Origin of the sequence: Paludibaculum fermentans (genome assembly GCF_051172195.1) — a bacterium.
GTDB classification, from domain to species: domain Bacteria; phylum Acidobacteriota; class Terriglobia; order Bryobacterales; family Bryobacteraceae; genus Paludibaculum; species Paludibaculum fermentans_A.
On the sequence record NZ_JBPJAQ010000001.1, the window covers coordinates 892514 to 918684 of the forward strand.

Sequence of the window (26171 nt, forward strand, 5' to 3'; positions counted from 1 at the left end):
GCGCGTGAATTGAGATTTCGATGTGTCTTGGTCGCCGGGGCCGCCGCTGCCTAAGGCAGTTGGAAGACAGCCCGGTACAACGGAGCCACTCGCTCCGCCGTGAAGTGCTCATCGACAATCTGCATCGCCGCTCGCCCAAGCGATTCGGCCGCCTGCGGATTGTCCCTCAGGTATTGGATCTTCGATCGCAGGTCCAGCGCGTTTCCGCACCGGAACAACATCGCGCCCGCACCGTCATTCGAGAGCTCCCGGTGCGCCGGCAGGTCGCTGACCAAAGCCGGCAGCCCATGGGACATCGCCTCCATCAGCACCAGGGAAAACCCGTCTGAATGCGAGGGAGAGATAAAGAGATTCGCCTGCTGGTAGAACTGCTCGGGCTCATCCTGAAAGCCCCAGAAAGTCGTATTGGTACCCACCGCCATCTGCTCGGCTTCTTCACGGAACGGCCCGTCCCCCACCACCCACAGCTCCACGCCTTCCAGGCCGTCGATCGCCGACAACAGATCCGCCAGCCCCTTCTCCGGTACCAGCCGGCCCACAAAAATCAGGCGGTAAGGAGCCTGATCCTCGCGCCGCCGCCCCTCTGCCGGCCGCTTCTCCGGTATCCAGTTCGGCACCACCGCCAGCCGCGTCCTCCGCAGAAACGGCTCGTGCTGCTGCGCCAGGTACGACGACACACACACTATCTCCGTCGCGAACCTCGCGTTCAGGCGGTACAACCAGCGCTTCATTCCGTTCGGCTCCAGTGTCAACGCCGAGTGCCTCGTCACAATCACCCGCTGCAGCATCAGCCGCAACGGCAGCGCGAACATCGCCTCCGCCTGCCCGTTCAGGTGCACCCGCCGGATTCGCCGCGTCGCCATGCACCACAGCATCATCAGCCACACCGCCGGCAACCGCAAAAGCGCCGCGCCAGTCGACCACGCCGGAGCCTCGTACACCATCACGCCCGCGCCCCGCAGCATCCTGGCCAGCACCGGCGAACACACCACCGCCGCCAGGTCCGCCTCGCCCTCCAGCAGCCGCGCCAGACGCGTGTAGTGGATCTCAGCCCCGCCGTAGATCCGGCCCAGGCTCACCAGCAGCAGTTTCGTTCTGTCATTGTTCACGCCGCGTCATCTCCAATGCTCTGTGAACTGTGTGCGCCATCAACAGCGTCACTCCCAGGGCCAGCCAGCTCTTGAACGTCGCCGCGAACGGCTCCACCATGCCCGATCGCGGCATGTAGATCAGGTTCATCATCGCCACCGTCGCGAACGCACAGGAAGCGCCTCGCAACGACAGATGCAGCCGGCTCAACAGCGCGCCGATCAACGCCGACGCCACCGCCACCGCCGGAATCCCACCCACCACATAAGCCTCCGCCAGGTAGGTCGAGCCCGTCCCAAAGCCCAGGCTCATCGCCTCTGCGTTCAGGAAATTGCTCAGGTCGATCCCAAACAACTGCCCCTCGCCAAAGCGGTCCTGGTGCACAAATACCAGCGGGATCTGGTTCAGGATGTACTCCAGCCCGTGCCCCGAAAACAGATGCCGGAACCCCACCGCCAGCGCGGTCACCTGGAATGACACCCCCTGAGCCCACAGGAACACCGCCGGAGACGCCGCCGCGCTCTCCCGCATCTCCCGGAATCCCGCCACCAGTTGCGCCACCGCCGCCAGCGTGGTCACCAGAATCGCCAGGGACACCCCGCGGAAATGCGAGTGCTGCTTCTTCTTGTATAGAAACAGGAACGTGAAAACCAACAGGAAGGCCTTCCCGCGCAACCCGATCAGCAACTCCACTACCGTCACCGCGAAGTATGCGGCGCATACCGCCAGCAGCCGCCGCTTCCGCTGCTCATAGACGAAATACAGCAGGAACGCCGACGAACACACCTGCGACAACACCCGCGCCAAGCTGCCCGCCGCCTCGAGATGCGCGCCACCGTCTGTGTAAATCGCCAGATACCCGCCATGTGCGCGGAGATACGACAGGTATTGCACATTCTTGTAAATGTGAAACGGGAATGTGGCCAGGAACAATAGCAGCAGCACCTGCGTCAGGTCCTTGCCCGGCGGCGCTTCAAATTCGGATACCCGGTACGACAGGCTGCAGGGAATGTAGATCGCCACGCCCGACAGCAACAGCAGCCACGCCGCCGTCAGGTTCGCCTCGGCCGGCAGGGTGAAGGGCACCGGCGACTGCAGGTCGATCAGGTATGGATCTCCGTCCATCCCCATCAGTGCCGCCACCATCCGCCCGCCCTGGAACAGCAGCAGCATGCCCAGGAACAGCCACACCGGATGCATGCCGCGATGAAACCGCAGCCACGTCATCACCAGCAACCCCGCCAGGCCGGCCGTCACAACCACTGAGTGCTGCTCCGGCGTCAACCAGCCCGCCCGGATCGCCAGGTAATCCAGGCTCACCACCGCCGCCAACGCGAAACTCTCCATCCAGGCCATCGGGATGGCGTTCTGCGCCTGCACCGCCGCCGTCACGAAACCACCTCTTCCGGCTCCACCACGGGCACCGTCTCCGGCGCGACAGCGAACCCCCGCTGCACAATCGCCAGCGAGACCGGCAGCACATAACTCACCGCCACCACATTGATCAGTACGAATTTCCACGTCGCATTCAGCGCCAGCGCGTCGATCCGCGAGAACACCAAGTACACCGGCACCGCCAGCACCGCCGCCGCCGCCAGGCTCATCGCCTTCCTCAGCAGGAACATGGGCGCCGGAGTCTCCGCCACCGCGCGCGCCACCACAATCGACTTCGCCACCACCGCGAAGATCAGGTTCGTCGCGATGCCCGCCCACAGAATCCCTTCACTCCCCATCCACCGCACCAGCACCGCGCCCTGCGCGATATACCCGGCCGCCTCCATCAGCGGCAGATAGAAGCCGGGACGGAACGCGCCGCGTGCCGTAATGAACACGTCATCCACCGTCTTGCTCAGGTTCAGGAACAGCAGCACCGCGAACAACGTCACCACGCCGCTGCCCAAGCCCCGATCCTCGTGGAACAGTGCCTCTACAAAAGAGCCCACGCTATAGCGGAAGGCGCCCGCCAGGCAGAACGCCGCGAAGTAGGCCGCCAGGCACACCGTGCCATACTGCCGCCGCCGTTCGTCCGGTGACGCCGCAATCAGCCGCGCCGCAATCGACGCCGTCAGCGACGCAAACGCCGCATTGAACAACCCGATCATCCCGGCCGCCAGGTACTGATACTGCGCGTACGTCTTCACCGCTACCAGCGACGCCGCCAGCGACAAAATGATGAAGTCCGACTGGTAGTAGATCAGCCCGCCGACCTTGTGGAACAGGACGTACTTCGCCTGCCCCCTCAGCTTCAGCGTGTGCTCGGCCAGGTGGAATCCGGCAAACGTTGGAAACGCCGCGCGGAACGTGCGCCGCAGCAGGAACACCTCGCCCATCGTCAACAGCGCCACCGCCGCCGGCACCGCCAGGTACGAGTGCAGGTACACCGCCGCACTCAAACCCACCACCGTCTTCAACAGCGCGCCGCCGCCCAGAATCACGTTTGTCCGATAGATCTGCCCCGACGCGTTTAGATACGCCTGGCAATGCACCGTCACCAAAGTCGTCAACGTCGACGCCGCCACCAGCACCATGCACGTGAACGCGATCGCCCATGGAATCTCCGAATGGACCGACCGCGAGTAAACGTAGATCAGCGGCAGCGACAGCGGCGCCGCCACCCACATCAGCCGCCGGATATCGCCCCGCAGCGCCGACAGGAGACCCGCCGTCTCCGGCAGGTCACCCCGCTCCACCGGCGCGTACAGCAACGAGATCGCCGCCGTCGACAATCCCATCTCCGCCAGCATCACGTAATAGATCACCTGGTTCAGGACCGCGTTCAAACCGCCATACTCAGCCCCGATGTACTGCGTCACTACCCGCAGTTGGATCACCGCGCACACCGCCCGCGCCGCGAAGTAGAACACTCCGGACGCCAGGTTCAGCGTGTGCCGGGAGCCCATCATGGACCGCGGCGTTCGCCCGTCAGGCCGCTGGTTCATCGGGATGGGGCCGCTCCAGTTTGAAGTTCAGCATCGATCGGAATATCACCCACGCGCACACACAGAAGAACGCCACCATCGCCGCCGCCGCGCTCAGCAGCGCCCGCGGAGGCCACGACTTCCGGTCCGGCACCACCGCACTATCCACCACCTGCAGCACCGGAGCGCTCTTCGCCTCATCCAGCCGCGCCGCCTCCGATTGCTTTGCCAACAGCTCAAACAGCGCCTCGTGGTACTTCACTTCCCGCAGCCGCCGCATGTACTCCAGCCCCGCCGTCGGCAGGTTGCCCGACGAGATCAAGGCGGAACCCGCTCCGCCCGCCCGTCCTTCCAATTGCCGCAGCTGCTCCCGCACCGCCGCCTGCTCCGTACGCAATACCTTGATCTGCGGATTCTCGTCCGTCGCAAAGGTGCTCATCGCCTGCACCTGCACCTCCAACCCGGCCAGCTCGGCCCGGGCCTGCGCCTGCGCCCGGATGATCGCCTCCGCCTGCCCCGCCGGCTGGATCATGCCGCTCTTCTCCTGCGCCCCCTTCAGCGCCGTCTCCGCCTCGGCCAGGGCCGACCTCTGCGCCTCCAGTTCACGCTCAAAAAACAGCCGCCGCTGCGACGCATCCGTCACCGCCAGCCGCCCGTTCTGCTTCTGCAGCTCCTCGACATAGGCGTTCGCCATCGCCGCCGCCCGCTTCGGATCCTTGTCCTCCACCGCAATCTCAATCAGCCCGCTCTTCCGCGACCCGATCGCCGTATTCTCCGCCAGCACCTTCCGCGTCTCGATCATCGTGCTCTTGCCGTACACTTCCTTCATCCGGAATCGCTCGATCACCGCGTCCGCAATCGTGCGGCCCTCCAGGATGCCGACATACAAATCACTCGGCGACTTCATCCCCATCAGCTGCGCCGACCCACCCAGGCCGGTCAGCCCCGCCAATTGCCCCATCAGCGCCGATGACAACGACTGCGCCTGCTGCGGAGGCATGATCACCGCCGTCGCCGTATACCGGCTCGGAATCATGCTCAGCACCGCAAAGGCCGCCGCCGCCGTCAACACCACCGCACCGCCAATCAAACGCCGGTGCGCCGCCAGCTCCAGCAGCACATCCCGATGCCGTCCTGCCAGCATCCGCGGCTCCGCCGCCTGGTCCGTCTGGGGTGCGCGCCCGGCGCGCTTCGATGTCACAGGATTGCTTCGCGTGGGCGTCATAGGGTCACCGCAGAATATTGATCGCAGCCGCGCCCAGCGCCAGTTGACCGAAGACCTGCGACCAGTCCCGCAGCCCGCGCAGAAACGGCACTTTGAACATCTGCTGGGGAATCACCAGAGAGTCCCCCGGATTCAGCCGCGTCGCATCGAACGCCTTCGTAAATGGACTACTCGAGCCCTGCTTCGGCACCACGCTGCCATCGGCCCGGATAATGAAGATCCGGCCCTTGTCCGCATTGCGCGTACACCCGCCCGCTTGCCGCAGGTAGTCCGCCACCCGCAGGCTGCCCTCGTGGATGAACGAATTCGGGTTGTACACCGCACCCAGCACGTTCACCGTGGCCGGACGCGGCGGCACCACAAACTTGTCCCCGCCCTCCAGCACCAGGCCCATCAGCTTCGATACATCGCTGCCCGCCGGATCCAGCCTCAACACGATCCGCCCCGTCGCCTGCGTCGCGCGGAACGCATCCACCATCCGCCGCTCACTCTCCATCCGCGTCGTCAGCGCCGCCGTATCCTGCGGAGTCGTCGCCCCGCCCAGCAGCGCCGTTCCCGTCTGCTCCACCTCGCGCTCCAGGTCCCGCGTCAGGTCATCCAGCCGCCGCTGCTGCTCCTTGCGCGTCGATTCCCTCAGGAACTCCGAGCCGAACAGATACGCCTCCGGCATCAGCCCGCCCGCCCGTTCAATCAACTGGCCCAGCGTCTCGCCCGGCCGGATACTGTATACCCCCGCCGCCCGAATCTCGCCTTCCAGTCGCACCACCCGGTTCTGCTGCGACACCGGCACCCGGATGTCGTCCTGCGAAAAGATCGTCACCACATCACCCGGTCGCAGCTCCAGGTTCTGGCTCTCGTCCCGCTCCAGCAGCATCTTTCCTAAATTGAAAGGCAGCAGTTCCGGTTTCAGGTCCTTCTCGTTCTGCCGCTCCACCACGGCATAGGTCCAGTTGATCGACGGGGCCGACAGGTCCAACCGCGTCTCCACGCGCTTCTTCAGCGCTTCCGACTTCGGCTCGCCCGCCACCGCCTCCTCCGGACCCACATACCCCTGCAGGTTCCGCTGGTTCCAGTAATCCCTCGTCACCAGCGACGCTTCGCTCGGGATCAGGTCCCGCAGACGCATCCCGGGCCGCCACGAAAACCGCCCCGGACTCGCCACATGCCCGCGCAGCGTCACCGCATTCGCAAACTGCGGCAGCACCGTCTGCACTCGCAGCAAATCACCATCCCGCATCGGCGTCGACAACCCGCCGCCTTCCAGCGCCAGGTCCGTCGTCTCGCGCGCCGCCCTGTCTTTGATTCGCTCCAGCACCGCCCGGTGCCCTTCCGCAATCGACGACAACCCACCCGCCAGCTTGATCGCGTCACCCGCGCTAGTCTCGCCTTTCAACTCGTAGATCGCCGGGTGCTTCACGCTGCCCGCAATCGCCACCTGTGCACCCACCGTCGGTATGTAGATCACATCTCCCGGCAGCAGCCGCGCATCCTTTGACTGGTCGCCGCTCAGCAACAGGTCGTACAGGTCCAGCTCGGTCACCAGCGCTCCACGCCGCTTCAATTGGATGTGCCGCAGCGAACCCAGCGCCGACGGCCCGCCCGACGCGAACACCGCGTTCAGCAGCGTGCTCAGCGAGTTCACCGTGTAACTGCCCGGCCGCCGCGCGTGCCCCACCACCAACACCTGAATCGAACGCAACTGCCCCAATGTGACACTGAACTCGAAATTCCGGAAGACCCTCGACAGCTCCTCACGCAGGTGCCCCTGCATTTGCTGGTATGACATCCCGGCTACATTGATGTTGCCCGCCTGCGGCACGTAAATCTGGCCCGCCCGGTCCACCGTCACGTTCAGGTTCTGGTTGATCTGGCCCCACATCCGCAGCACCAGTTCATCGCCCGGCCCAATCACGTAGTCCATCGTGATGGGCGATTGCTGGATCGGCGTAATCGGGCTCGCTTCGTTCGCGAATAGCTCCGTTCCGAAAATCGGCAGCGTCTGTCCGAACGACGACGCCACAAACCGCTGGAACTCGCTCGGCGCCTCAGGTTTCAGCTCTCGACGCTCCACTTTCTCGGTCTTGCTCTCTTCCGTACCCCGGTCGTCCTTCCGCTCCGTCTTGCTCGATGGCATCTGCCCGGACGCCGCATCCTGCTGCGCCTTCATCCTTTGCAGCGCTGCCTTGGCCGCCTGGCACTCCGGCAGATTCTCGCCACCCGGACCCGCGCACTTCTGCGCCAGCGCCTGCGGATTGTCCTCCTGTGCCGGCCGCGACAAATCACCCGGCGTCGGAATACCCTGCGCCCGCAACGCCGCCGCCATCGCCACCGTCAATACCGCCGCCTTCCATTTGCAGCTGACCGTTTCGCTCCTCAATGCCAAGGACAACCTCATGCTTCCTCTTCCTTCGTTTCCCGCACCACGCTTACCGGAACAGGCGCAGCCGCGGCTCCCACCGCAGCTCCACCCGGCCGCTGAGGTTCCTCTGCGGACCACCCAGCACCGGCAGCCAATACCGCTCGTACTGCAGCATCACATCCGCATAACAATGCCCCGGCAATTCCATCGAACCCTTCAACGAGGCATCGCTCTGCGTTCCTCCACCCGGCAGGAATTGCCCGCTCACCTTCCGTTGCCGGTAACCCGCCTCCACCTTCGTCCGCGCATTGAACCAGTACGTCGACCACGCCTGAATCGCGCGCCCGTCCCGCCCCACGGAACTGCCCAGCAGGTTTCCGTAGTTCGTATTCCCGCTGCGGTACTGCCCGTTGTAATAAATGAACTGTCCGCCCCGGTCGATCGCAAACGGCGTCGTCGACGACGTCTCCACCCGCAGGTCCAGCTTCGGAACCCACGGAACCCGCGTCACGTGAATCCCTGGACTAATGGCCGCATGCCGCGGCGCTGCCAGCGGCGATGGGTCGTCATCGCTATATGAATCGCTGTAGATCGTCACCCAGTCGCGCAGCCCGGGAATCCTGTACTTGAAATCGAAGCCCGCCTTGCGGTCACCCGGATCGCGCGGATCCGTCGGCCCAATCGCCACCTCGCTCGACGTCGCCGTGAAGTTCCGTACAAAACTCTTGAACGTGATCGGATGCCCTTCACCCCAGAACATCGACCACCGCGTGAACCCCATCTCCAGGTTGTCCGTCAGCTTGAACGACAGCTTCTGCGCGTTGAACCACGGCCGCCACGTATACGCCTGCCCGCCCAGCTTCCCAATCACAAACTCGCCCCGAAACTCGCCCAGATGCCCCAGGAACCCCGGCAGCCGGTAAGGATGCAGCATCGAGATCTTCGCGTTCTTCGTCGGCTCGGCGTTGGTACTGAACGACAGCGGCGCATCCGACCCCGGCCCCCACCACATCGCCTGCTTGCCTACCGACAGCTCCAGATTCGCCAGCCGTACACCCGCATACCCTTCCACTACCCGGTACCGGTTCGTGTCATCCACACCCCGCTCCGGTTGCAGCGGAATCGTGTCCAGCTTCGAGATCAATTGCCGTGTCTCCAACGACTCCGACTCCGGCGCCGCCGCCGCTCCATGCTGGAACTCGCTTCTCACATACGCGAAGAATCGCCCCGACTCCGCCCGCACCGTGAACCCCGTGTTCATGTTCCAGCCGCGTCCAGACGGGCGCCCGAAATCGTTGATCCACGTCTGCCCGAAGTGATACCCATCGGTCAGCGCCGGACCCGCTATTCCACCGTTCCGCATGTACACCGAATCCAGCACCAGCGCTCCGCCCGCCTGGTCTTCTTCGTCGAACTCCCGGTGTAGCGCCGCAATGAGAGGCTGCGCCTCCGACGCCGCGCGCCAGCCGCGGTCCTTGTCCAGCATCCCTTCCTCGGCCTCCGCCAGTTGCCGCCGGCACTCGGCCCGCGTCCATGGCCGCAACCCCGCGATCTGCGTTGGAATCAGACCCAGCCCCGCCAACCGGTCCAGCGCCGGATACACCCAGCTGTCCATCGGGACGTACACAAACCCGTAACTGGCGCCGCGCTCAGCGGCCGTTCTCTGGTCCGGCGGATCCAGGTACATCCTCGGCGTCTTGGGCTCCGCGCCCCGCGCCAGGTAGTGCCCCACCAGCCAGCCCAACGAACTGCCGATCAGCACATCCGACGGGAAATGCTGCTGCCCGGCCACCCGGCTCACACTCACCGCGCTCGCCAGCCCGTACACCGCCACCTTCGTCAGCCACCCCGGATACCGCTCGGCCACCACCGGCGCCACCGCCCACACCATCGCCGAATGCAGCGATGGGAACGACGAATTCGTCCCGGATCCCTGGAAGAAACGGCCCGACCCGTCGCCCTCCAACGGCCGCTGCCGCCGCGTAATCAGCTTCACCACCTCCGTCGCGATTACGCTCGCCACCACCGCCCGCGTGCTCACCGTAGCCGTGGTCATCGCGTATTCATCCGAATGCCGCCACCCGTACCACGCCAGGTACGCCGGAATCGAGAGCATCACCCCCGTCCCCGCATTCGCAAACAACGAACTGCGATCGTGAGTCAGCGGCCCGCCGTGAAATCGTTCCCGCATGTTTCGTTCGTCTGTGGCAAACAAAAACGAGGTCGCGCCCGCCATCGGCACCAGCCAGGCCCAGTCCTTCTTCTGCCAGTCTCTTTTGACAAGCTGCGCAGGACTGGTGAAGATCTTCTTCTCGTCCAGGAATAGGTCCTTCGGTAAGGCCGTGATCGGCCGGATATACGCCGGGGACGTGCTCGGCGATGCCGCATCCGCGCTCGCCGGGGGCGGTTCCGTGCCGCTCTGTGCCATGGCCTGCTTGGGCCCTAGCACCACCCCGATCGCCAACACCACTCGGAGCCACAGGGTCGGCGGCCGCATCGGCCTGCGCTCTGCCCACATGCTCCCTGCTCCTGCCCTCAAATACCGTACCCCAACCGCCGGCCGGTCCCGCCGTCCTGCATTCCTTCTGCTTGGTAAGTTCTCATGTATCAATCACATCGCGGCGTTCAAACAGCGGCCTGAACAGCCCTTCCGGACGTAGCTCGCGCTCTGTGAGTCCCGTAAATCCGGCCCGGAACTCATGGACCGATGGGAGGAACCCGTTACGCCTCTGCCCGCTCAGGTATGCAGGCTTGCAAGTACAGTGCCAAGTTCGTCGTGGACTTCGGCGTCTGCTGTTCGCCTGTAAACTGAGCCCCCGCGCCTTCGTCTGACGGCCCCGCACCAGCACTCCTGTGCCTTCCGGTCCGGGCCCGCCGCCGGGCGCTGCTCCTTCAGGCATTATGCATTTCTCCAACAAATGCCCGCAACCAATGAACTGTCAATTCTGGATTAATCTATTGAATACAATCACCAAATACATGTCATGCAAATGCAGGCGCGCTCACCCTCTGCCGGCACTTGTACACCCCGGACATCGCCCCTTCTTTCATCCCGGCCATACTCTCTCCTGCTCCTGCTATACCCGCTTTGGCCTTATTCTTGCTTCAGTTAGACCAGGGAGAATGCGACGGAACGTCCAATTCATCAGCAGCCTGCGGCAGCCATCATTCGCTGCGCCGTAAGCCCTTGAATTAACGCCCCCGTTCATCTACCCACACCACTTTCCGCCGGCCCATCTGGCCGGTTGCCAAAACTCTAAGCTATTGGTAAAATTTACTTAATGACATATTAACGAGAAGGATTTGCCGCATCCTTTCCTGCTCCGCCCAACTCCGTGCCGCACGCTCGCAACACCCGCTGCAAGGCCAACCTGAGCCGCCCGCCCGGGGTCGATTTGTCATACACGCCCTGACCGTCGCCACGTCTTCGCCCTTCTGTCCGCCCCAGCCTCCACCGGCCCCAAACGCCCTGCAACGGTAACCTACCTGGGGACAACTGCGCCCGTAATAGATTCAGGCTTACGTCCTGGACGTTAGCCTTGGTCTTACTCTGTCCTCACGGGCAGGCAGCTTCTTTAACGTACTGAAAGGACTTATATGCAGTTCACTCGGCGAGACATGGCCCGGTTCGCACTCGCTTCCGCTCCGCTAGCCAGGGCCCTGGCCGCGAAGAAGATCAATTCCAAGTTCGGCGGCGTCCAGATCGGCGCCATTACGTACAGTTTCAACAGGATTGCCAGCCCCGACGCCGAAGCCATCATTAAGGCGTACGTCGAAATCGGCCTCGGCGAAGCTGAGCTCATGTCGAACCATTGCGAGTCGCTCGCTGGCGCTCCGCCCATGCCCAATTTCTTCCGCCCCGGAGCGCCGCCCAGGCCCCCAGCCGGTGGTCCTCCCGCCGGCGGAGCCCCCAAAGGCCCCGGACCCCGTCCCCAGCTCACCCCGGAGCAGATCGCCGAACGCAAAGCCGCTCAGGAAAAGCTCGTCGCCTGGCGCACCTCCACCACCCCCGCCACCTGGAAGGGTGTCGCCAAAAAGTTCAACGACGCCGGCATCGACCTCGCCCTCCTCTGCTACAACATGCAGGACTCCATGAAGGACGATGACATTGAGTTCGGCTTCCAGATGGCCAAAGCCCTCGGCGTCAAGGGCATCACCACCAGCACCACCCTGACCATGGCCAAGCGCATTGCCCCCTTCGCCGACAAACACAAGCTCCTCGTCGGCTACCACGGCCACGACGCCACCAACGACCCCAATCAGACCGCCACCCTCGAGAGCTATCAGACCCTCATGGGCTACGGGAAGTACAACGGCGTCAACCTCGACATCGGTCACTTCACCGCCGCCGGCTATGATGCCGTGGCCTTCATCAAGGAACACCACGCCAAGATCACCAACCTCCACATCAAAGACCGCAAAAAGGATCACGGCCCCAACGTCGCGGTCTGGGGCACCGGCGACACGCCCATGAAGCAGGTCCTCCAGCTCCTCAAGGCCGAGAAATATCCCATACCCGCCAATCTGGAATTGGAGTACCCCATTCCCGAAGGCTCTGATATCATCGCGGAGGCCAAGAAGTGCCTCGCCTACGTCAAGAGTTGCCTGGCGTAGCCGGCGGCTCGTACTTTCTGATAGAGAATTCCACGGAGAATAAGCATGGCTCACACTAGACGGCATTTCTTCTACGGCGCACTGCTGGCCGGCGCGGTCCCCACGGCCGGATTCGGCAGCGTTGCTTCCATGAAGTTCGCGGGCTATAAGTCCCCTAACGAGAAACTCAACTTCGCGGCAATCGGCTCCGGCGGCCAGGGCGCCTCCAACCTCGGCGCCGCGTCCCCCACCGAAAACATCGTTGCTCTCTGCGACGTCGACGACCGCCGCGCCGCCCCCAGCTTCAATCGCTACCCCACTGCCACGAAGTACAAGGACTTCCGGCAGATGCTCGACAAGGAAGCCAAGAACATCGACTCCGTGATCGTCGCCACCCCCGATCACATGCACGCCACCGCCGCCATCTGGTGTATGGAACGCGGCAAGAACGTCTACGTTCAAAAGCCCCTCGTCCGCACCATCTGGGAAGCCCGCCAGCTCCGCGCCGCTGCCGCCAAGTACGGTGTCGCCACGCAGATGGGCAACCAGGGCTACTCCAATGAAGGCACCCGCCAGTGCGCCGAAATCGTGTGGAACGGCGACATCGGCGCCGTCACCGAAGTCCATGCCTGGAGCGATCGCCCCCTCTGGCCCCAGGGCCTCACCGAAATCCCCAAGGAAGAGCCCGTACCCGCCACCCTCGATTGGGACCTCTGGCTCGGTCCCGCGGAAAAGCGCCCCTTTACCGCCGGCGGCGCCACTGAACCCGACCGTTGGGGCGGCTTCTTCTATCAGCCCTTCAACTGGCGCGGCTTCTACGACTTCGGCTGCGGCGCCCTCGGCGATATGGCCTGCCATATCCTCGGCGCGCCCAATATGGCCCTCCACCTCTCCAAGCGCAAGATCATCGGCGTCGAGTGCATCAAGAAGGAAGGCACCAGCCCCTTCATGTTCCCCAAGGTCTCCGTCATCCGCTACGACTTCGCGCCCTACGGCAACATGCCGGCGCTCAAAGTCTTCTGGTACGACGGCCTCAAGCAGAACCCCACCGTCCCCGGCGTCCCCGAGGGTGAGTGGATCGGCGATCCCCCCTTCCTCGTCCGCAATCCCGGACCCGGAGCCCCTGGTGCAGGCGGCCCCGGTGGCCCCGGCGCTGCCCGTCGCCCAGGCGGCGGCGGCCCCGGCATGATGCGCCCCGCCGGCAACGACTTCCACTCCCCCGGCCGCGTCTTCAACTACGACGACTTCAAGGCCATGAAGGACCCCGAAGCCAAGCTCCGCTTCCCCACCCCCGACGGCAGCGTCTTCCTCGGCGACAAGGGCGTCCTCACCACCGGCACCTACGGCGAAGTCACCCGTCTCCTCCCCGTCGAGAAGATGAAGGACTACCAGATGCCCGCCCCGCTGCTCACCCGTTCGCCCGGCCACATGCGCGACTTCATCCGCGCCTGCAAGGGCGGCGACCCGGCCTGCTCCAACTTCGACGTCGCCGCGCCGTTCGTCGAATGGATGCTCCTCGGCGTCATCGCGCTCCGCCACGAAGGCAAGCTCGAATACGACCCCGACAAGATGCGCATCACCAATAACGTGGAAGCCAACAAACTCCTCAAGCCCATCTTCCGCAAGGGCTGGGAATTCCACACCGTTAAGTCCTAACCCATTCAGGTCCGGACCTTCGCAACGGCCGGAGGCAGTCCAGGGCGCCCGCACTCGCGGCGCCCCTCTTCCTCCGGCCGCTTTGCGTTTACTGCCCGATTTCCCTCCAAACTGCCTGCCCCGGAAACTCAAAAATTCGCCAAATCAGGAACTCCCAGTACCGCTGAAATCCATGCGCCGACACTGAGTGTGCTATATCAGAGCTTGCATCTCTGTGGGAGGATCGAGGAATGCCTCTGGTCAAGGCTCGAAATTTCTTTTTGTGTCTGATTTGTTTTTCTCTCGGATGTCCGCTATTCGCGCAAAAAGAGCCTGAAAAACGGCCCTCCGGGCAGACGCTCGCCACTGCGACCCTCAACGTAGCCCCGTACTCCCCCGGCATCTTCACCCTCAGCGGCGATGGCCACGGCCGGGCCAGGGCAGTGGACGCCGCGGGCTTCGCCCTCACCGATGCCCATCTCGCGGTCCCGGGTTCAGTCGTATCCATCTCCGCCACCGGCTTGGGCCAGACCGTGCCCCCCGCCGTCACCGGCCAGATCCCCGCCACTCCCCTCACCACCGCCGTCACGCCCCTCGTCTTCGTCGCCGGCCAGAAGGCCACCGGAGTCCTCGCCCAACTCTCCAGCACCTCCTTCGGCGTCTACAAGGTCACGTTCACGGTCCCCGCCGCCATCGGACCCGGCGAGCAGCCCCTCTTCCTCCAGATCGGCGCCTACTCCAGCAACCTCGTGTCCATCCCTGTTCAGGGCGCCCTCGGACCCGTGCCCCCCTCAGCCGACTCCGTCACCCCCGAGTCCGGCTCCGGCTCCAACCAGACTTTCTCTGCTGTCTATTCCGATCCCAACGGCACGCAGGATCTCGCCTGGGCCCAACTCCTCTTCGCCATCGCCCCCAACGGCGGCGGTCAACCCTTCTGCTTTGTCCACTACGACCGGGCCGGCAACGGCCTGTGGCTCTATGGCGACGGAGGCTTCTTCGTCGGCCCCGTTACGCCCGGCACAGTCTCGGCCGGTTTGAAGAACAGCGCCTGCGCCGTCAACACCAGCGCGACCACCATCACCCAGTTCGGCTCCGCCCTCACTTTGAACGTGCGCGTCGCCTTCAAGACGGGCTTCGCCGGGCCGAAAAACATCTACCTGCGCGCCTACGACCGCTCCGAACAGGACACCGGTTGGCTCCAGCGCGGGACATTCGACGCCTCCAATCCCACCCCGCCCATCCTCGCGGTCTCTCCACCCTCCGGAGCCGGCTCCGCCCAAATCTTCACCGCCAATTATCCCGACGCCCCCGGCTTCATCGGCCTCAGCCTCGGTTGGGCCCAGATGCTGTTTGCCGTCGCTACCGATGGTGGCGGCCAGCCCTTCTGCCTCGTCCACTACGACCGTGCCGGCAACGGGCTCTGGCTCTATGGCGACAGCGGCTTCTTCCTCGGGCCCGTCACCCCCGGCGCCTCGTCCAACCTGCTCCAGAACAGCAACTGCTCCATCGATACCGCGGCCACCACCGCGGGCAGCGTCAGCGGCGCGCTGGAACTCAAACTCTCCGTCTTCTTCGGGCAGACCATGGCCGGTGCTCGAAACATCTATCTGCGCACCCTCAGCCCCATCGGCCTCGACACCGGCTTCCTCCCGGCTGGCACCTGGACCTCCGCCGTCACCACCGGCGGTCACCCACCGCCAATTTAGACGCACTTCTGCGCTCCCCATCGGGCCGTGGATTTTTGACAGGTAGGTGTAGCGTCATATTTCACCGGAAAGTCCTGCTTAGATCCAAAATTAAACAGAGAATTACATCCTGTTGTGCTATATCAAAGATTGCGTCTTGGAGGAATGGTCGCCCCATGAATCTGCCCAAAGTCCGGAGTGTTGCCCTCTGCGCGCTCATCTCCTGCACTGCCACGGCGCTGCTCGCCCAGCCGTCCGGCGGCCAACGCCAAACCGGCGCCTCGGGACCCGTCCCACTCCACCTGCCGCCCCCAAACGCGATCAGTGAACAGGCCGCCGCCCTCATCACGCCCCAGGCCACCACCGCCGTCACCTCCGTCGTCAACGCCGCCTCGTTCCAGACCACCCACTCCCCCGGATCGCTCTCCATCCTCACCGGCTCCGACCTCACCCTGCCTCAGCCCACCACCATCGTCACCTCCGTCAAGGCCAATGCAATCGACGCACCCGTCGTGCAATCCAGCCCCACCCGCCTCACCATTCAGATCCCTACGGAACTGCCTTCCGGACCCGTCGACCTCGCTGTCCAGCGCTGGGGCCAGACACTCGCCATATGGACCATCGATGTCTCCCCGCACTCCCCCGGCATCTTCACCGTCAGCGGCGACGGCCAGGGCCGGGCCGGCGCCGAGGACGCCTCGGGCCTCGCCCTCACGGATGCCCATCTCGCTATCCCGGGCGCCGCCGTGTCCATTTACGCAACCGGCTTAGGACAGACCGTGCCCCCTGTCGTCACCGGCCAGATCCCCGCGGCGCCGCTGCCCGCCGCCATCACCCCCATGGTCGTGCTCGGCGGCCAGCAAGCCACGGGAGTGCTCGCCCAACTCACCAACACAGCCCTGGGCGTCTACAAAGTCACCTTCAACGTCCCTCCCACTTCGGGACCCGGCGAGCAACCCCTGTTCCTCCAGATCGGCGCCTCCTCCAGCAACATCGCCTCGATCCCCGTTCAGGGCCCCCTCGGCCCCATGCCCCCCACCGCCGACTCCGTCACCCCCGCGTCCAGCTCTGGCTCCAACCAGACCTTCTCTGCTGTCTATTCCGACCCCAACGGCACGCAGGATCTCGCCTGGGCCCAACTCCTCATCGCCGTGGCTCCCAACGGCGGCGGTCAACCCTTCTGCTTTGTCCACTACGACCGCTCCGGCAACGGCCTGTGGCTCTATGGCGACGGCGGCTTCTTCCTCGGCCCCGTTGCGCCCGGAACCGTCTCGGCCGGCCTGAAGAACAGCGCCTGCGCCGTCAGCACCAGCGCGACCACCATCACCCAACTCGGCACGGCCCTCACCTTGAACGTGCCTATCTCCTTCAAGACGGGCTTCGCCGGAGCGAAAAACATCTACCTGCGCGCCTTCGATCGCTCCGAACAGGACACCGGCTGGCTCCAACACGGGACGGCCACCGTCTCCAATCCAACCCCGCCCACCCTCTCGGTCCTCCCCGCCTCCGGAGATGGCTCTGCTCAGATCTTCACCGCCACCTATCCCGACGCCCCAGGCTTCAGCGGCCTGAATCTCGGCTGGGCGCAAATGCTCTTCGCCGTGGCCACCAATGGCGGCGGCCAGCCTTTCTGCCTCGTCCACTACGACCGCGCCGGCAACGGTCTCTGGCTCTATGGCGACAGCGGCTTCTTCCTCGGGCCTGTCACGCCCGGAGTCTCCTCCAACCTCCTCCAGAACAGTAGTTGCGCCATCGATACCGCGGCCAGCACCGCGGCCAACGTCAACGGCGCGCTGGAACTCAGGCTCTCCACCTTCTTCGGACAGGCCATCGCCGGTTATCGCAAGGTCTATCTGCGCACCCTTAGCCCCATCGGCCTCGACACCGGCTTCGTCCAGGCCGGCACCTGGACCTCCTACAACCTCCCCGCCCTCCTCGAAATCACTCCATCTTCCGGCACCGGCGGCCCACAGGTCTTCACCGGCCGGTTCTTCGACCCCTACCTCGCGACCTCCATCAATGAGGAGGAAATCCTCCTCGCCGTCGCCCCCGACCTCGGCGGCCAGCCCGGCTGCGTGATCCACTACGATCGCCCGGGCAAATTGCTTTGGTTGTCCAACGACAATCTACACTTCGTCGGCCCCGTCCCCATCGGCGGCGCCGCCATTCTACGCATCGGCGAATGCTCCCTCGATGCCGCCTCCTCCTCAGCCTCGGAGTCGGCTTCGCCCCTGGGGAACTACTACACCCTCTCGGCCGCGGTCTCATTCCATGCCGGCATCCCACCTGCGCTGAAAACCTACCTCCGCGCCAGGGAAGTCGATGGTTTCACCTCCCCCGACACCGGCTTTCAGCAGCGTGGCACATGGATCCCCGTCGTCACCAGCCCGCCCGCCTCCGCTGTCACAACTGCCGTCGGTCCACCCCCAATTTAGACGCACTCCTGCGCTCCCCATCGGGCCGTAAACCTTTGAAAGGTAAGAGTAGTACCATAATCCACCCCAAAGTCCCACCTAGATCCGAAATTACAGCGAGAAAAAGATCTTCTTGTGCTATATCAGAGGTTGTGCCTTGGAGGAACGGCCGTCCCATGAAACTGCTCAAAGCCCGGAGTGTCACCCGATTCCTACTCATCTCCTGTGCTGCCACGGCGCTGCTCGCTCAGCCGGCCGGCGGCCCGAACCAGCCCAGCCGCTGGGGCGCCGTGCCTCTGCACCTGCCGCCAACCCAATCCATCAGCGAACAGGCAGCCGCCCTCATCACCCCCCAGGCCACCACCGCCGTCACCTCCGCCGTCAACGCCGCTTCTTTTCAGTACAGCCACTCCCCCGGCGGACTCTCCCTCCTCTACGGCTCAGACCTCGCCCTGCCCCAGCCCACTACCATCGTCACCTCCGTCAAGGCTAACGGCGTCGACGCCCCCATCCTGCAGTCCGGCCCGGCCCAAATGACCATCCAGATCCCCAGGGAGCTCTCCGTCGGCACCATCGACCTCGCCATTCGCCGCCTCGGCCAGACCGTCGCCACCAAAACCATCGACCTCACCCAGTACTCGCCCGGACTCTACTCCCTCGATAACTCCGGACATGGCCGCGCCACCGCCCAGGATGCCGCCGGCACTCCTCTCACCGATTCCCATCTCGCCGTCCCCGGCACCATCGTGTCCATCTTCGCCGTTGGACTCGGGCCCACCGTGCCCTCCGTCAACACAGGCCAGATTCCTGCATTTCCCCTGCCCACGGCCATCACCCCCGTGGTCTTCATCGGCGGCCAACAGGCTACCGGCGTCCTCGCGCAACTCTCCACCACCTCCCTCGGTGTCTACAAGGTCAGCTTTATGGTGCCCGCCGCCACTGGCCCGGGCGAGCAACCCGTCTTCCTCCAGATCGGCGGCTCCACCAGCAACATCGTCTCCATTCCGGTCCAGGGCGCCTCAGGACCTATGCCCCCCGCTGCTGTCTCCGTTTCGCCAGCCACCGGCAGCGGCTACAACCAAACCTTCTCTGCCGTCTACTCCGACCCCAACGGCGTCCAGGACCTCGCCTGGGGACAGATCCTCATCGCCGTCGCGGCCAATGGCGGCGGCCAGCCCTTCTGCTTCGTTCACTACGACCGCCCCGGCAACGGACTCTGGCTGTATGGCGATGAAGGCTTCTTCCTCGGCCCCATCACACCCGGCACCGTCTCGGCGGCCCTCAAGAACAGCGCCTGCGCCGTCAACACCAGCGGAGTCTCCTTCACCCCCGTCGGCACCAACCTCACCCTGAATGTCCCCATCACGTTCAAACCGGGCTTTGCCGGCGACAAGAGCGTCTACCTCCGCGCCTATGACAAAACTGAACAGGACACCGGCCTGATCCAGCGCGGCTCCTTCACCGTCACTGATCCGCCCATCCCCACCCTTTCCATCCTCCCCGCCTCCGGCTCCGGTTCCGTCCAGACCTTCACCGGAACTTACCCCGACGCGCCCGGCTTCACCGGCATCAGCCTCGGCTGGGCACAGATGTTGTTCGCTGTCGCCACCGACGGCGGAGGCCAACCGTTCTGCCTCGTCCACTACGACCGCGCCGGCAACGGACTCTGGATCTATGGCGACGGCGGCTTCTTCCTCGGCCCCATCGCCCCCGGCACCGCCTCCAACCTCCTCCAGACCAGCGCCTGCGCCGTGAACACCATCCTCACCACCGCAATCAACACCGGCGCAGCCCTCCAGTGGAACCTCGCCGTCACCTTCAAGTCCTCCATGCTCGGTGCCCGCAATACCTACCTGCGCACCCGCACCCCCATTGGCACCGATTCCGGCTTTATCCAATCCGGCGCCTGGACCATCGACGGAACCCCAGGAGTCCAAGCCCTGACCCCCGCCGCCGGCTCCGCCCACGCCCAGGCCTTTACCGCCACGTTCTACGATCTCGACGGAGCTAGCCAGATCTCCTGGACCCGCCTCATGCTCGGACTCTCCGCCACCGGCGGCGGCCAGCCCTACTGCCAGGTGCACTACTCGCGCACCTCTAACGTCATGTATCTGCTCGGCAGCACCGGCCCCGCTCTCGGTCCCGTCACCCCAGGCACCATCGCGCCGCCCCTCGTCAACAGCGCGTGCATGCTCATCCCCTCCGGCTCCACTGTTTCCGCTTCGGGCAACACGCTCACCGTCACCGTCTCGCTCTCGTTCATGTCCGCCATCCCATCCAGCGTCCAGGCTTACCTGCGGGCCGTCGACACTACGGCCCTCGACAGCGGTTGGCAGCTCCGCGGTAACTTCAATCCCGTGCCGTGATCGGCCCCTGTCTCTCCACCAGTGCTTTCACAACACCCGTCAACAGTGCGAAGCTGTCTGACAACCGGCGGCAGGCTGCGCCCTCCAAACCGGCGCATGTCATGAGAAGTACGCCCCAATCCGGATCCCGCTTCCACCACGACGCCTGCTTCCTCGCCGCCTTCGTCTTCCTCGCCCCCCTCGCTTGGGCGCCCGGCCTGTCCTTCCACTTCGACGCCGCTCCCAAAGCCGTAGCCCTCCAACTGCTCGCCGCCCTCCTCCTGCTCCAACCCGGCCGCCTCCTCCACCGCCTCACTGCCCTCTACGCCCGGCCCACCGGCAAACTCCTCCTCATCCTCTGTGGCCTCTACGCCCTCACCCTCCTCATCGCCACCGCCTTCTCGGAAAACCAGGCCCTCTCCCTCTACGGCAGCGGTTGGCGGCGCTTCGGCGCCCTCTCCCAACTCGCTATCCTCCTCTGCGGACTCTACTCCGCAGCCTGCTTCATCTCCGACCCCCGCTACCTCCGCCTCGCCCTCCGCACACTCTGCCTCGCCGGCCTGCTCACCGCCGCCTACGCCGTCGCCCAGTCCATGGGCCTCGACCCCTTCCTCGACGCTTCCCTTTACGCCCTGCCGCCGCCCGCCAAAACCATCCGCCCGCCCGCTACCCTGGGCCACGCCGCCTATCTCGGCAGCTTCCTCCTCGTCGTCGTCTTCCTCGGGCTCGGCGCCCAGTCCCGCGAATCCAGCAAGTCCTGGCGCCTCCTCTGCCTCGCCGCCGTAGCCCTCAGCATCGCCGGCATCGCCGTCAGCGGCACGCGCGCCGTCCTCGCCGGCCTCCTCCTCGGTGCCCTCCTCCTGGCGCTCACCACGCGAGGCAGCGCCGCCCTCTTCCGCCGGCGCACTCTCCTTTGGATCGCCGCCACTGCTTCCTCCATGGCCCTCGCCCTCCGCCTCTCGCCTGCCTGGGCCCCCATGGTCTCCCGAGCCAACGAATGGACCCTCGACGTCTCTGGCGGCACCCGCCTCCCCCTCTGGTTCGACAGCCTCGGTCTCGTCGCACGCCGCTGGCCCATCGGCTGGGGCCCCGAGACCTTTCCCCTGGTCTTCCCGCTCTATCAGTCCCTCCACCTCAGCCAGCTCTACCCGGACTTCTATCACGAGTCCCCCCACAGCGCCTGGCTCGACGCCGCTGCCTCCACCGGACTCGCCAGCCTCCTCTGCCTCCTGGCCCTGTTCTTCGCCGGCTTCTACTGGAGCTTCCGCGCCCGCCGCCTCGGACTGCTGCCCGCCTGCCTCTCCGCCGCCCTGGTTGCCCTGGCCGTCACCCACTCGTTCTTCGTCTTCACACTGCCGTCCCTCTGCTGCCTGCTCCTCATCCTGGCGGCCCAGTCGTCCCTGGCCGGGCCTGCTACCCAACCCGCCCCCACACTCAGCCCGTTCTGGAAACCCGCCGCCGCCCTGGCCGGCCTGGCCCTCGCCGCTTGTGCCCTCTCCGTAGCCTGGACGGACTTTGCCTACCAGCGCATCCAATCGCACCTCAACGCCGGCAACTGGCAGGCGGCCATTGAGTGGCATGCAAAAGCCTGGCCTTGGCCAGCCGGCCCGGCCCCCGAACTCTGGTACGCCCAGCGTATGACCAAACTCGCCGCTCTCCCCAACCCCGAGAACATCCGCAGGATCCTCTGGACCGAAGCTGTCGAATCCAGCCGCCAGGCCATCCTCCACCCCGGCGAGGACGCCAATCTGGCCTACTACAACGCCGCAGTGGTCGAAGTGCTCGCACAGAACGCGCCACAGGCGGAATCAGACCTCCGCCAGGCCATCCAGCGCGCACCCAACTGGTATCAGCCGCGCTGGCTCCTTTGCCGCCTGCTGGCCCAGACCGGCCGGCCCGCCGAAGCCCGTCCGCAGTGTGCCCAGGCGCTCACTCAGTTGAGCGGCAGTCACCAGGAGCTGCAAAAGCTCATCACCGAAACCCTGGCCGCCCTCCACTAACCGCGACCCGTCCGCCGGCAGAGGCCCCACGCCTCGGACTGCCTCTTCCACCTATCTCCGTGCTATTGTCAGCCTACATACCTCCTCAATCGTTCCTCCAGGCTCGAGGACGCCCGGGCGGGGAAATCACTGGGATCTATGCCGCACAGCGAACAGGACATCGCCAAAGCCCCGCTCATCCGCATCCTCACCGTCGACGACCACCCGCTCATCCGCGACGGCATCGCCTTCGCCCTCAGCGCCCACAAAGACCTGCAACTCGTCGCTGAAGCCGCCAACGGCGAAGAGGCGGTGTCCCTCTTCCGCGAACACAAACCCGACATCACCCTCATGGATCTCCAGATGCCCGTCATGAACGGCATCGACGCCATCCTGGCCATCCGCCGCGACTACCCCGACGCCCGCATCATCGTCCTCACCACCTACTCCGGTGACGTCCAGGCCGTCCGCGCCATCAAAGCCGGAGCCGCCGGCTACCTCCTCAAAAGCATGCTGCGCAAGGAACTCATCGAAACCATCCATGCCGTCCACGCCGGACGCCGCCGCATCCCCCCAGAAATCGCCCAGGAAATCGCCGAATTCGTAAACTCCGACACCCTCACCGATCGCGAAATCGAAGTGCTGCGCAACATCGCAATGGGTTGTTCGAATAAGGTCGTGGCCGCGCAGCTCGGCATCTCCGAGGACACCGTCAAAAGCCACATGAAGAGCATCCTAGGCAAACTCAACGCCAACGACCGCACGCACGCCGTCCTAATCGCCATCAAACGCGGCTTCCTCGAGGGCTAAGCGTCTCACGCCAGGTACACCCGCCAGAGCGGTTGTCACGTTCTGCCCGGAACTGTATCTACTCCGGCAGCGCCGGGAGGCACTGTTCACATGGCTCGTATCGTCGTTCTGGGAGCGGGCGTGGCCGGACACACCGCGGCCGCATTCCTCAGGAAATGGCTGGGCAAGCAGGACGAAATCGTCGTCATCTCACCTCAGCCCAAATACAACTGGATCCCTTCCAATATCTGGGTCGGCGTCGGGCTCCTGAAGAAGGAGCAGGTCACTTTCCCCCTGGCGCCCATCTACCGCCGCGCCGGCATCGACTTCAAGCAGGCCCGCGCCCTGGCCCTCTACCCGGAGGGCGTCCCCGGCAATGCCCGCCCCTCTGTTGAGATTGAGTACACGGTCGAAGGCAAGGCCGGCCAGCGCGAACACGTCACCTACGACTTCCTCCTCAACGCCACCGGCCCCAAACTCAACTTCGACGCCACCCCCGGCCTGGGCCCGGGCCGCAACAGCCTCTCCGTCTGCACCGCCAGCCACGCCGAAGAGACGTCCCGTATCTTCCTCGAAAAAGTGGCACGCATGAAACGCGGCGAGAAACAACGCTTCCTCATCGGTACCGGCCATGGCGCCTGCACCTGCCAGGGTGCTGCCTTTGAATACGTCGTCAATCTCGAATTCGAACTCCGCAGCCGCGGCGTTCGCGACAAGGCCGAGGTCGTCTACCTCTCCAACGAGTACGAAATCGGCGACTTCGGCATGGACGGCGTCCACATCCGCAGCGGCGGCTACATCACGCCCAGCAAGATCTTCCAGGAATCGCTCTTCGCCGAACGCGGCATCGACTGGATCACCCGCGCCCATGTCCGCGAAGTGGAGCCCGGCGCGGCCAACATCGAAACCCTCGATGGCGAGCAGCGCTCCGTGCCCTTCGACATGGCCATGCTCCTGCCGCCCTTCACGGGCGTCGGCCTCAAGGCCTTCAACGCCGCCGGCGAGGACATCTCCTCCACCCTCTTCGCGCCCAATGGCTTCATGAAGGTCGATGCCGACTACACGAAGAAGCCGTACGAAGAGTGGAAACCGCGCGACTGGCCGCGCACCTATCAGAACCCGTCTTACTCGAACCTCTTCGCGGCCGGCATCGCCTTCGCCCCGCCGCATGCCATCTCAAGACCCCGGGCTACCGCGGCCGGCCAGGTCATCGCCCCCGCTCCGCCTCGCACCGGCATGCCTTCCGCCATGATCGCCAAAGCCGTGGCCCACAACATCACCGATATGCTGCACGGCAAATCCGGCCCCACGCACACCGCCTCCATGGCCGAGATGGGTGCCGCCTGCGTCGCCTCCGCCGGAGCCAACCCCTTCTCCGGGACCGCCGCCTCCATCACCGTCTTCCCCATCGTCCCCGACTACGAGCGCTACCCCGAGTACGGCCGCGACATCGATTACACCTTCGGAGAAATCGGCCTGGCCGGCCACTGGATCAAGATCCTGCTCCACCACCTGTTCCTCTACAAAGCCCGCATGCTGCCCGGCTGGGCCCTGATCCCGGAGTAACCATGAATCCCCAACAGAAGAACCTGACGGCCATCGAGAAGGCCCACTTGAAGCCCTGGTTTTACGCCACGAAACCCACGCGGGGCACAGTGTTCCTAAGAACCTTCCTGCCCTGGCAGCTCTGGAGTTTCATAAAAATCAACCTCAAAATGATCACCATCATCCGGCGCAGTCACCACTCGCAATAACGGCGCCCGCGAATCCGGCAGCGACAGGAATCGGGCCCACGCGTGGGCATACTCCAGCCCATCCAGCGACTCCAGCACCGCCTCGGCCTCGATCAGTCGCTTGCTGCGCCTCACAATCCAACCCTGGATCTGAAACAGCCCGCCGGATTGCACCGGCCGGCGGAACCGCATCCGCAACTCCGCCGTCAACGCCTCGCAGCCTGCCGCCGCCACAGACTTCGACATCGCCTCGTCCAGCACCGTGCTCACCACGCCGCCATGCACGATCCCTCGAAACCCCTCCCACCGCGATCCCGGCGACCACAGCGCCTTCATCCGGCCGTTATCCAACCGCTGGAAGACCAGCCCCAACCCGCCTGGATTGTCTTTTCCACACACAAAGCAGCCGGAGTGCGGTTCGGCATGGATGATCTGCCGCGCCCCTGCCGCCAAACCTGATCTCGCTGACATATTCAAGCACTCCCTGCTTCGTCACGCGTCAATGGCTGCAGGTGTGAGGCCGCGTCACCAGGCTGCCATCCAGATACTGGCGTACGAGCGTCAGCGTCTTCTCCGGCGGAGCGCCCGTGATCACCTCAATCGAGAGGCCCTGAAACAGCGTCTGGGCCCGCGTACCCATCCCGCCCGCAATCACGACATTCACATTCCGCTCCTTCAGCCAGGGCGGCAGCAGGCCCGGTTGATGCTCCGGAGCCGCCACTTCCATCGTCGCGGTGATCTCTTTCGTGGCCGGATTCACATCGATCAGCGCGAATCGGGCACAGTGTCCGAAATGCTGGTCCAGGTCTCCGTCCGAAGTGGGAATTGCGATGCGCACGTTCTTTTCAATCCTCTCTGGGAGCCACAACCATCTAGGTGCAACTCGCACCTAGGTTACAATGGCTCTGAGAGCGCGGTCAAGGGAGGATCATCTGGCAAAACGAATGTGCGAGCGCCACGGCAAGGATCATCCCTGCACCTGTGCCATGGGCAATCTTTCCCGCTTCGTCGAACCGGTGGTGTTGCTGCTGCTAAAACGGAAGGGGCGCTCGTATGGCTACGACCTGGCCAGCGAGATGCCCGAGCACTCGCTCACCGACGCCGAAATCGAACGAGCGGCCCTCTACCGCACCTTGCGTCAACTGGAGGAGAACGGCAACGTAGCCTCCGAATGGGAAACCGACCAAAGCGGTCCAGCCCGCCGAGTCTACCGTCTCACCCCCCAAGGCGAAGAGCATCTCGAAGAGTGGGCCACCGTCCTGGACCACGTCTCCAAATCCATGGCCCAATTCGTAGTCAAAGCCCGCGCCGCCCGGACCGTCAAAGCCCGCGGCAAACCGCACCGCTAACCACGGTGAAACTGCGGTGTTTTTACCGCAAACTGCCACCGTGTTTTTTGCGGTCAGG

General features: G+C 64.7%; 17 protein-coding genes. 9 read left to right on the forward strand and 8 right to left on the reverse strand.

Features of this window, described 5'->3' with window-relative positions:
- Positions 1 to 50: 50 nt before the first annotated feature.
- Genes ACR9Y2_RS03735 through ACR9Y2_RS03760 form a run of 6 tightly spaced genes read right to left on the reverse strand, consistent with a single transcriptional unit; the run spans position 51 to position 10109 of the window.
- Positions 51 to 1109, reverse strand: coding sequence for a glycosyltransferase family 4 protein (locus tag ACR9Y2_RS03735; RefSeq protein ID WP_435039714.1), 1059 nt, complete (start codon positions 1107 to 1109; stop codon positions 51 to 53).
- Positions 1099 to 2481 (reverse strand): O-antigen polysaccharide polymerase Wzy, encoded by a 1383-nt coding sequence (gene wzy, locus ACR9Y2_RS03740; protein WP_435039715.1) that lies wholly within the window; start codon positions 2479 to 2481, stop codon positions 1099 to 1101. The genes ACR9Y2_RS03735 and wzy overlap by 11 nt, the downstream gene beginning before the upstream one ends.
- The gene (locus tag ACR9Y2_RS03745; RefSeq protein ID WP_435039716.1) at positions 2478 to 4028 is read right to left on the reverse strand and encodes a lipopolysaccharide biosynthesis protein; all 1551 of its coding nucleotides are present in this window, start codon (positions 4026 to 4028) and stop codon (positions 2478 to 2480) included. The genes wzy and ACR9Y2_RS03745 overlap by 4 nt, the downstream gene beginning before the upstream one ends.
- Entirely contained in the window at positions 4012 to 5232 is a 1221-nt protein-coding gene (locus ACR9Y2_RS03750; RefSeq protein WP_435039717.1) for a GumC family protein, read from the reverse strand. The genes ACR9Y2_RS03745 and ACR9Y2_RS03750 overlap by 17 nt, the downstream gene beginning before the upstream one ends.
- A 4-nt stretch (positions 5233 to 5236) precedes the next feature.
- On the reverse strand, positions 5237 to 7627 hold the full coding sequence (locus ACR9Y2_RS03755) for an SLBB domain-containing protein (RefSeq protein WP_435039718.1): 2391 nt from the start codon (positions 7625 to 7627) through the stop codon (positions 5237 to 5239).
- A 31-nt stretch (positions 7628 to 7658) separates the two neighbouring features.
- Positions 7659 to 10109 carry a capsule assembly Wzi family protein gene (locus tag ACR9Y2_RS03760; protein WP_435039719.1) on the reverse strand — a complete coding sequence of 817 codons (2451 nt, stop codon included), beginning with the start codon at positions 10107 to 10109 and terminating at the stop codon, positions 7659 to 7661.
- A 1079-nt stretch (positions 10110 to 11188) separates the two neighbouring features.
- Between ACR9Y2_RS03760 and ACR9Y2_RS03765 the strand changes: the two genes are divergently transcribed.
- The 8 genes from ACR9Y2_RS03765 to ACR9Y2_RS03800 all read left to right on the forward strand — a co-directional run bounded on the left by ACR9Y2_RS03765 (position 11189) and on the right by ACR9Y2_RS03800 (position 24597).
- Positions 11189 to 12205 (forward strand): sugar phosphate isomerase/epimerase family protein, encoded by a 1017-nt coding sequence (locus ACR9Y2_RS03765; protein WP_435039720.1) that lies wholly within the window; start codon positions 11189 to 11191, stop codon positions 12203 to 12205.
- A gap of 45 nt (positions 12206 to 12250) precedes the next feature.
- Positions 12251 to 13840: a Gfo/Idh/MocA family oxidoreductase gene (locus tag ACR9Y2_RS03770; protein ID WP_435039721.1), complete on the forward strand. Its 1590-nt coding sequence runs from the start codon at positions 12251 to 12253 to the stop codon at positions 13838 to 13840.
- A gap of 230 nt (positions 13841 to 14070) precedes the next feature.
- Positions 14071 to 15525, forward strand: a complete 1455-nt coding sequence (locus ACR9Y2_RS03775) for a hypothetical protein (RefSeq protein WP_435039722.1) — start codon at positions 14071 to 14073, stop codon at positions 15523 to 15525.
- A gap of 155 nt (positions 15526 to 15680) precedes the next feature.
- Entirely contained in the window at positions 15681 to 17939 is a 2259-nt protein-coding gene (locus tag ACR9Y2_RS03780) for a hypothetical protein (protein ID WP_435039723.1), read from the forward strand.
- A 155-nt stretch (positions 17940 to 18094) separates the two neighbouring features.
- Complete coding sequence (locus tag ACR9Y2_RS03785) at positions 18095 to 20284, forward strand: hypothetical protein (protein WP_435039724.1); 2190 nt, start codon at positions 18095 to 18097, stop codon at positions 20282 to 20284.
- Positions 20281 to 22263: an O-antigen ligase family protein gene (locus ACR9Y2_RS03790; protein ID WP_435039725.1), complete on the forward strand. Its 1983-nt coding sequence runs from the start codon at positions 20281 to 20283 to the stop codon at positions 22261 to 22263. Before ACR9Y2_RS03785 ends, ACR9Y2_RS03790 begins: the two co-directional genes overlap by 4 nt.
- 138 nt (positions 22264 to 22401) lie before the next feature.
- Positions 22402 to 23052: a response regulator gene (locus ACR9Y2_RS03795; protein ID WP_435039726.1), complete on the forward strand. Its 651-nt coding sequence runs from the start codon at positions 22402 to 22404 to the stop codon at positions 23050 to 23052.
- A 90-nt stretch (positions 23053 to 23142) separates the two neighbouring features.
- Complete coding sequence (locus ACR9Y2_RS03800) at positions 23143 to 24597, forward strand: NAD(P)/FAD-dependent oxidoreductase (protein ID WP_435039727.1); 1455 nt, start codon at positions 23143 to 23145, stop codon at positions 24595 to 24597.
- 95 nt (positions 24598 to 24692) lie between these two features.
- Here ACR9Y2_RS03800 and ACR9Y2_RS03805 read toward each other — a convergent pair whose 3' ends face one another.
- Positions 24693 to 25235 (reverse strand): PaaI family thioesterase, encoded by a 543-nt coding sequence (locus tag ACR9Y2_RS03805; RefSeq protein ID WP_435039728.1) that lies wholly within the window; start codon positions 25233 to 25235, stop codon positions 24693 to 24695.
- Between the two features lie 28 nt (positions 25236 to 25263).
- The gene (locus tag ACR9Y2_RS03810; RefSeq protein ID WP_435039729.1) at positions 25264 to 25602 is read right to left on the reverse strand and encodes a NifB/NifX family molybdenum-iron cluster-binding protein; all 339 of its coding nucleotides are present in this window, start codon (positions 25600 to 25602) and stop codon (positions 25264 to 25266) included.
- A gap of 106 nt (positions 25603 to 25708) precedes the next feature.
- Between ACR9Y2_RS03810 and ACR9Y2_RS03815 the strand changes: the two genes are divergently transcribed.
- The gene (locus tag ACR9Y2_RS03815) at positions 25709 to 26113 is read left to right on the forward strand and encodes a PadR family transcriptional regulator (protein ID WP_435039730.1); all 405 of its coding nucleotides are present in this window, start codon (positions 25709 to 25711) and stop codon (positions 26111 to 26113) included.
- Positions 26114 to 26171: the final 58 nt, after the last annotated feature.